8 protein-coding genes and 2 pseudogenes are annotated in these 8352 nt (G+C 48.2%); 7 read left to right on the top strand and 3 right to left on the bottom strand.

Going from position 1 to position 8352, the window contains the following annotated elements:
* Positions 1-468, bottom strand: a pseudogene (locus EV12_RS12625) (carbamoyl-phosphate synthase); the annotation flags it as partial.
* Positions 469-841: 373 nt separating this feature from the next.
* Here EV12_RS12625 and EV12_RS13335 point away from each other — a divergent pair.
* Positions 842-1132: pseudogene (locus EV12_RS13335) on the top strand (carboxypeptidase M32); the annotation flags it as partial.
* A 182-nt stretch (positions 1133-1314) separates the two neighbouring features.
* The gene (locus EV12_RS12615) at positions 1315-1752 is read left to right on the top strand and encodes a hypothetical protein (RefSeq protein ID WP_036915966.1); all 438 of its coding nucleotides are present in this window, start codon (positions 1315-1317) and stop codon (positions 1750-1752) included.
* Between the two features lie 384 nt (positions 1753-2136).
* Here EV12_RS12615 and EV12_RS12610 read toward each other — a convergent pair whose 3' ends face one another.
* On the bottom strand, positions 2137-3327 hold the full coding sequence (locus EV12_RS12610) for an inverse autotransporter beta domain-containing protein (protein WP_241466627.1): 1191 nt from the start codon (positions 3325-3327) through the stop codon (positions 2137-2139).
* A 182-nt stretch (positions 3328-3509) separates the two neighbouring features.
* Here EV12_RS12610 and EV12_RS12605 point away from each other — a divergent pair, with 182 nt between their 5' ends.
* From EV12_RS12605 to EV12_RS12595, 3 genes are all read left to right on the top strand, one after another.
* Positions 3510-3968 (top strand): hypothetical protein, encoded by a 459-nt coding sequence (locus EV12_RS12605; RefSeq protein WP_036915965.1) that lies wholly within the window; start codon positions 3510-3512, stop codon positions 3966-3968.
* Between the two features lie 269 nt (positions 3969-4237).
* A complete protein-coding gene (locus EV12_RS12600) occupies positions 4238-4825 on the top strand; it encodes an inorganic diphosphatase (RefSeq protein WP_036915962.1) in 588 nt (195 codons plus the stop codon).
* A 95-nt stretch (positions 4826-4920) separates the two neighbouring features.
* Positions 4921-5574, top strand: a complete 654-nt coding sequence (locus EV12_RS12595) for a L,D-transpeptidase (protein ID WP_036915971.1) — start codon at positions 4921-4923, stop codon at positions 5572-5574.
* A gap of 80 nt (positions 5575-5654) precedes the next feature.
* Here the strand turns inward: EV12_RS12595 and hemC are convergent, their stop codons facing one another.
* Entirely contained in the window at positions 5655-6608 is a 954-nt protein-coding gene (gene hemC, locus EV12_RS12590) for a hydroxymethylbilane synthase (RefSeq protein ID WP_036915961.1), read from the bottom strand.
* 856 nt (positions 6609-7464) lie between these two features.
* On the opposite strand from hemC, the gene EV12_RS12585 reads away from it, so the two are divergent.
* Positions 7465-7818, top strand: a complete 354-nt coding sequence (locus EV12_RS12585) for a hypothetical protein (protein WP_036915959.1) — start codon at positions 7465-7467, stop codon at positions 7816-7818.
* A gap of 284 nt (positions 7819-8102) precedes the next feature.
* A complete protein-coding gene (locus EV12_RS12580; protein ID WP_036915958.1) occupies positions 8103-8306 on the top strand; it encodes a hypothetical protein in 204 nt (67 codons plus the stop codon).
* The last annotated feature ends 46 nt before the right edge of the window (positions 8307-8352 follow it).

Below are 8352 nucleotides of genomic sequence, written 5' to 3'. Positions count from 1 at the left end.
GTAGAGGGTGACACCTGAATCAGCATTACCTGTATTCATTGGCCGGCTGTCATAGCCAGCATTCACTCCAACCATCCAGCTGCGATCACCGTTCAGCCAGCGGTAACCAATCCTGGTTGAGGTGGAGATGGTGGTGCCAGCCACTTCTGTGCTGATGATGCTGCTGTAGCCGTCGTAATCAGAGAAGTTGGCGTTGAGCAGAACATCAGCAAAGAACACGCTGTTTTCACCAACAGCTATCGGCAGAAACGCGCCAATACCTGCTTGGTTAGGCGTTCCTGCTCCTTGCAATGCACCTTGAAAACCCCAGTTGAACTGAACAGCGTCTTTGAGGTTGATCTCCATCACCCCGAGATCATCTGCGCTGCCGTCTTCTTCTTGAGCAGTTACTGGCTGGATAGGAGAACTCGCTAAGGCAAGAGCCGCAGCACCAGTGAGCGATAAGGAGAGACGAATCGAACGCTGCACTGGGATAAAACGCTTAAAAGGTCACTCATTATCTGGGAGCTTTCTGGTTTCAGCTATCAGCCCACATCAACTGCAGGAATTGGTCTATAGCAAGTGGTCAAGGCAAGTTATTGATTCACTGTTCAACTCATTCCTTACATGTAAGTGGTAGTAGAGGAAATTGTATGAAAGATTGTGATTCTCTCGCTCGTAAGGGCCTAATTGCTGAGGATTTCGACTGATAAGCAGCGCTTTGGATCTTGGTCTTCATCTTGGAGAGTTGCTCTCCCGAATTGCTGTAGATCTTTGAATAATCTGCTTACCAGACTATGCCTGCCCTCGAAACCTATTGCAGTGCAGCTGGTCTTGAAGGATTGCATTCTATGTACACTAAAGTGAAGGATTATTTGGTTATTTCCCTTCTTCTCTGATGGGGCATCTGATTAGTGCCCAGCTATCAGAAGCGATGCAGTAGTCGATTGGACCACTTGAGGAATGCGTGGTTCGTGGTAATGAGCATCAGCTGTTGGCTTGGTTGCGAGAGCATCTGCACCCGATTGGCCGGATGATGAATGCCGAGAAATTGGTGAAAAGAGTAACTGGGCAAGCTCTTTCAAGGAAGCCTTTTCTTGATTGCCTTGAGGGCAAGCTTAAGCAGCTCCAAGAACTTAATAGGTGCACCTAGCGTACATTCTGGGCCATGTTGAAAACGACTGCTGCTGTTACTAGATCAAATCAATTGCATTGAAGTGAAGGGCATTGGCTGAATGGCATCTTTCTTTGGTGTTAGATGTTCTTACTAATTATTTTCTTTCTTCTGGGATTTTCCCCAGGGCCCGTTATGCTTGATACAGCAGAACGTCGCAAATGAAAGGTATTAACGGCATATTGGCTGCCATTGGCGTCATGCTTTTGGTATTTATTATTATCACCACTGGCATACTTTCTAGAGATTCCGTTATTACTGATCAAGTTGTTGAAAGTCAGCTTGATGCTATGCGCCTAGCCAGTGCCCAGTTGAATAATAATCAAGTGCCGGTTAACCAAGCAGCCGCTAATCCGCAAGCTATTCAGCGAGTGCCAGCTAATTCAGTAACCAATCAGCGAGTACCGAATGAAGAAGTGGAAACTGACGAGGCCGCTGTTGAACAGCCGGGCTCTAAATGTGCGCCTGGTTGGGTAGAAACAGGTGATGGCATTTTATGTGTGCCTGGATTGTTTAAGATGCTTGATGTTGCTGATACGGGCGGTCCGGGCGAGAAGAATTGTTGGGATGGAGGGATGGTGCTTAATTGCCGTGACTAAAGAATCTTTTGCCAGTCTATTCATTGCACCCTCATAAAGATAGTTGGATCTATTTAGATCCGAGATCCCGAGATCCCTATTTATTGGGATTGACGTCTTGGCTTAATCCTGCCCTAATCGGAACAGATAGAGGCGGTATTCGGGGAGCTATTGTTCTAAAGATGATGATTTCAGGCTCGGCTTTGGCTGATTAGTTTAGGGGATAATAGTATTGGTTAGGGCTAAGAAGTTGATAACTGACTTTGTCGTGCAGAGCAGGTATTTCCAGGCTTGGCTTCTGTTATTTGCTTGCCTCCCTAGACATCTAATAACAAATAAGGCCCCAGTTATTGATCGGGCATCTCGCTTCTTTTAGGGGCATTCCGAGGAGTCTCAAAACTTCATTCAGTTTGGTATAGTTTGCCAACCTATCCACGACTTGTAATTTCCACCGGGATTCGGTCGTCCCACTTCAGGTCCAGTTCCGTAGCAATGTATTCTCTCACCGTGCGGCCACAACGTGGGGCCAATATTTATACTCCTGTACCAGAACCCACCTCCTGTACCCTTGCGAGCTGGAGGTGTAAGAAATCCTCCAGGTGAATAGCATTTACGGCAGTCATTGTCAAGTTGATGACCAGTATAGCAATTGACGCCTCTTACTGCATCATGAACGCGGATATTCCTGTTTTTAACGCTTTCAGATAAGGCTTGAATCGTTGGCTTTTGCCATGCTTTTTTCTTGGTTTCAGCTGCTGAGCTATTGCTACCAAAGCGATAGCTAATGTTCCCTGAAACTCTGGTTTCAAAGGCTTCATCATAGGAAACATTGACGCCAAGAGTTAAGCCATCAGCGATCTGATAATCCAGCGCGACTTGCACGCCAGAACCATCAGCATCATCCAGATCACCTTGCTGGTAGTAATAACCAACAGAGGCATTGAGTTCAGGGGTGATGAAATAACCAACATCAAGGCCATAGGTATCAAGCGCCCCGCCGAGATAACGCACATTGAGGCGCTGCTCTGTATCACCAACAGGAATTAAGGCATAGGCATTGAAGTTCCAGGTATCAGATACTGCTTCTAAACCTGCTGCGATCTGCTGAAAGAAAGCACTTTCCTTGTTGTAGAGCGTGACACCTGAATCAGCATTGCCTGTATTCATCGGCCTGCTGTCATAGCCAGCATTGATGCCATACATCCAGCTGCGATCACCATTCAGCCAGCGATACCCCAAACGGGTTGAGGTGGAGATGGTGGTACCAGCAACCTCTGTATTGATGATGCTGCTGGTGCCGTCGTAGTCAGCGAAGTTGGCGTTGAGCAGAACATCAGCAAAGAACACACTGTTCTCGCCAACAGCAATGGGAAGAAACGCTCCAATACCAGCTTGATTGGGTGTGCCAGCGCCTTGTAGTGCGCCTTGAAAACCCCAGTTGAATCGCACAGCGTCTTTGAGGTTGATCTCCATCACCCCCAGATCTGCTGCACTGCCGTCTTCTTCTTGAGCAGCGACTGGTTGGATTGGAGTGTTGGCTAGTGCAAGAGCCGCAGCACCAGTGAGCGATAAGGAGAGACGAAGGGAACGCTGCACTGGGATTGAGCTGTTAAATGCTGTCCACAGCATGACGGGAAGATGTGGCTTTTGCTACCTGCCCACATCTGTTTTACCAAAACGATCAGCAGGATCGGTGTCTCGGTTGCGCAGTTTTGGCTTGTGGGTAATGAGCGCATGAGGTGCTGGTCTTGTATCAATAGGGCAGTAGATCTTGTCCAATGCAGAGCAAGCCATTCACTCAAAAAGAAGACACGCCGTTGTGGCTTCAAGTTTTCATCGTCAGTAGATGGCCCTTCGCTCTGGTGATCTCGATCGGGGTGCTTTCTGCAACAGCGCTGCAGTTGCTCAGCCGCCCGATTCCAATTCGCATCGTCGGTGGATTGCAAGTGGATCAGATTGCTTTGCCCACCGTTGACATCAACGCTGAACAGCCACTCTCTGTGAAAGGTGATGTGGCTGTGAAGAATGGCGTGACGATTAACTCGAATAAGGCACTGCCGATCCTCGGCCAAGTGTTGGTAGAAGAGATTAAAGGAAGCGTGAGCGTGGATGAAATTCGAACACCGGTGGATGTGGTGAATTCATCTCCGCTAAAAGTGCAAGGTAGAGTCAATATTGATGGCAAGGTTAATGTGGAAGGGAGTGTGGGTGCTTCTGTTAAGCCCAAACTCTTCTAACTTGTCTCATGGAAGCAAAGAAGATGATTGGCCAAAGGCTTCTCTTTTAAACGAGAAGTTATTGATTGATGTTTAGATGGTGAATAATTAATCTTTTTATTTGTTCTCTTAATCAAGCCAACTGCTCTGCCAGCTGTTGGCTTATTTCCCTTTTAAAGCTTTGGATAGTGTTAAGCATCTTTTGTTGAATCAATCACTTTTGATTCGTCGCAGCGATGAGCTTGATCGCGGCGCCCCCGTAGGATGCGCCGCTGGCGACTTCGCTACTTATGGCCAACATCGATCAGGCTCCAAGCCGCAGCACACCCAACCTCTTGCATGTGTTGCCTGCCTTTGCCGATGAATCGGAATTGCGGCTCAACACGATCGTGGAGCTCAACTCCAACACGATCAATAAATATGAGCTGATCACGGAAACAGGCCACCTCAAGCTTGATCGTGTTGGCTACTCCTCCCTGGCCTATCCCTTTGCCTACGGTTGCATTCCTCGCACATGGGACGAAGACGGTGATCCACTGGACATCGAAATCGTGAGTGTCACAGAGCCGCTAGTGCCTGGCTCGATCGTTGAGGCAAGGATCATTGGCATCATGACCTTTGATGATGGTGGTGAAGTCGACGACAAAGTGATCGCTGTGCTGGCTGATGACAAGCGCATGGACCACATCACCAGCTTTGAACAGCTCGGAGAGCAATGGCTGAAGGAGACCCAGTACTACTGGGAGCACTACAAGGACCTTAAAAAGCCCGGTACCTGCAGGGTGAACGGCTTCTTAGGGGTGCAAAAAGCTGTCGAGATTATCAAGGGCTGCGAAGCCCGTTATCTCGCTGAGATCGAGCCAAAACTGGTTGATTGATCCTTGCGGCAATGTTCGTTGGCAGCGAATGAACATTGCCTGAACGGTTTTGTTGCTCGCTGTTTATCTTGAGACTGATCAGTCTTTGCTGGCCCGTGTCAAGTCTGTTGCGTCGTCCGTTTTCGCTGTTGCCTGTCTCATTGATCCTGGCGGGAGCTGTTGCTTTGCCAGGCATGGTTCAAGCATCTGCTGAGATCCCAGCGGAAAAAACTGAAGCATCTGCATCGCCTGAGGCCTCAGCTGATAACACTGAAGCGTCTGCATCGCCTGAGGTTTCAGCGGATAAATCTGAAGCGTCTGCATCGCCTGAAGACTCAACGGATAACTCTGAAGTGTCTGTATCGCCTGAGATCAGTACGAAAGTTGTCTTGCTGCTTGGTCGTCGTGAAATCAGTGTGATCCGCGATGGAGAGAAGCTTGGCCCCTGGCCGGTCGCTATTGGTGATCCTCGTACGCCTACTCCTACAGGTGTCTTCAAGGTGGAGAACAAAGTGACGAATCCGCAATATCAGAGCACCAAATCTGGGCGAGTGAATCCTGCGATTGGGGTTGCTAGCCCGCTTGGCGATCGCTGGATTGGCTTTTTGCAAAGTGGTCAGAACCAATTCGGCATTCATGGCACCCCATGGCCCTACTGGGTCAATGCAAAAGCTGCAGTCACCAATGGCTGTGTGCGCATGCTTCATGCGCATGTACGTCAGTTGTTTGACGTCGTCGAGGTGGGAACAACTGTGGAAATTCTGCGCTGATCCTTGTCAGCGCAGCCAACAGACTGACGTGTGGTTGATTGATCTAGCTAGCTAGCTGGCTCAATAGAGATTGAGAGGAGTCAGGCTTCTGGCCTGACAGCAGCGAAGATCTCCGCAAGGATCTCTCCGGCGCCTTGAGATTTCAGGGTTTCAGCGAGTTCCTTGCCGATGGCTTCGCAGTGATCAAGTGGGCCGCGATGCTGATCACGTATCAACCGTTTGCCATCCAAGCTGGCAACCATGCCCGTGAGCAGTAATTCATTGGCTTCGATGCGGCTATTGACACCGATGGGGACCTGGCAGCCCCCTTCTAGTTCTCTCAGTAAGGCCCGCTCAGCAAGGCAGCGCTGTGCTGTTGGTTTGTGTTCCAGCGCCTTGATGACCTCGAGGACTTCGGGGTGACCTTCCACGCATTCAATGCCTAGGGCTCCCTGGCCAACGGCATGAAGGGAGATCTCGCTGGGAATCAACTGATGAATGCGATCTCCAAAGCCAAGCCTTGTCAGACCTGCTGCTGCAAGGATCAGGCAGTCATAGTTGCCGGCATCCAGCTTTTCAAGGCGGGTGATCACATTGCCGCGCACATCCTTAAACACCAGATGGGGGTAGTGATGCCGTAATTGGGCGAGGCGCCGTAGCGAGCTTGTTCCAACGATTGCCCCTTCAGGCAGGGTGCTGAGTTGATGATCGGCATTCTTTTGATTCACCACCAGAGCGTCGGCTGGGTCTTCTCGCTCAGTCACGCACCCAAGCATGAGCCCTTCGGGAAGATTGGTGGGTAGATCTTTGAGGGAATGAACAGCGATATCGGCACGGCCGATCAGCATCTGAGCTTCAAGCTCTTTGGTGAACAGGCCCTTGTCGCCGATCTTGGCAAGGGCGACATCGAGGATTTTGTCTCCCTGGGTTGCCATCGCTTCCACGGAGATGGAAAGGCCAGGGTGTGCTTGCTCCAGTTCCGCTTGCACCCAATTGGTTTGCACCATGGCCAGCTGGCTTCGGCGAGAGGCGATGCGCAGTTGGGTGAGGACCATGTGTTCAGAACTCCAGCCCTCCAGATTAAGCAGTCGACCCCACGATCTTCGCGATGGGCTGATAATCCGTTAATGCTCTGAGGGAAGGGAGGTTTTTCGGTCGTCTGCTCAATCAATAGGACTTGTTCATTTCCTTTGCGAAGACCAGCAAGAGATGTAAGAGCTTCCGTTTGGAAAGCAAATATCACTTCCAAGCTATTGAAAAAGTGATCAGAAATATATTTAGCTTGTCTCCGGATTGCATGCTGAAGAATAAAGTCGCTCTTCGTGAGTGGTTTGACTGAATTTAACGCGGAGACGCCCTATTGATTGCCAGTATTTGATTATTATATGAAGTACGGTGGTTTTTTATGCCTAGTATGAATGGTCAGGGTTGTCAAAGTATTTTGAGCGGCTTGAGGTATATTTCTTGTTTCATGGCCTGAACGTAAATAGCTTTGCTGCTCTATTGGTATTAGGAATGAGAGATATCAGTGGGCGAAAGGTCTTGATAGCCTGAATCCAAAAAGGGGGCTTAAGCCCCCTTTTTGGATTGACTTTTAAATTGATTACTTGATGTATTCCTTTAAAACATCATTGCGACTAGATTGTGCTTTCTGATATGAAATTGTGGATTTATTCTAGAAAGGGATAATCTCTTTCAAGACATGGTGGAATTAAAAGCGGAAAATTCACAGATAGGCAATCCTCATTAGGCGAGGCTTCATAAGAGTGGATGGAATGGGCCGATAGTATCGCTAGATCTTGAACTCGATGCATCATCAGTGGGGGGGTTCTGCTGGAGTGATTTGCAGACAAGTTGATTGATACCTCTGTCTCAGGAGAAGCTAGAGTGTGACCAGCTTCACAGAAGTGATTGACTCAGATCATCACAGCTGTTGCTGATTTGGGAGATGGTGTGTTTGTCGGCGGAAGAGATTCCAACGAACTTAAAGACAACTATTCATTTTTAATCATGACTACATTGACAAACCAGATCAACCAAGCTGAATTTGAAGCACTCGTTATGAGTGAGCTTGAAGACATGGAGCTAACTCCTGAACAGCTGACATTCATAACTGGTGGAGGCCTCTGGGCTTGGGTTAAAAAAACAGCCAAGAAATTAGGAAGGAAATATGGCGAATATGTCGACCGTGAGTATGGCGATGGTGATGGAGAGATTGAATTGCAAGACTTCTGGGGCCTCGCTAAAGTCATGGTTCATTACTGAGCCTTGTAGATAGAATATATTCTCATATGCATGTCTACGGCAAATGCAGATTGCTGCAAGGAGATCTTTGCTACCCCGCCATCGAGCGGGGTTTTTTATAGCCTTTTCAGCTTGTGATTAAGATCACAGTTGAAGATGACTCAGATCATCACAGTTGTTGCTGATTTGGCAGATGATGTGTTTGTCGGCGGAAGAAATTCCAACGAACTTAAATACACTACTCATTTTTAATCATGACTACATTTACAAACCAGATTAACTAAGCTGACTTTGAAGCACTCGTTATGAATGAGCTTGAAGACATGGAGCTTACTCCTGAACAGCTGGCATTCATAACTGGTGGTGGCTTATTGGCTTGGGTTAAAAAAACAGCCAAGAAAGTAGGCGACTGGGCCGAACGTAAGTATGGCGATGGTGATGGAGTACATGAATGGGAAGACTACAAAGATGAAATTAAAGACATCATCCTTGGTGGTCCTTGGTTTTGATTGAAGGCTGATCCTTGTACGTAGAATATATTTTTATATGTATGAC

The sequence above is a fragment of the Prochlorococcus sp. MIT 0701 genome (genome assembly GCF_000760295.1).
Lineage (GTDB): Bacteria > Cyanobacteriota > Cyanobacteriia > PCC-6307 > Cyanobiaceae > Prochlorococcus.
The sequence above is the reverse complement of the archived record's forward strand: the minus strand, read 5'-3'. Positions and strand labels throughout refer to the sequence as shown.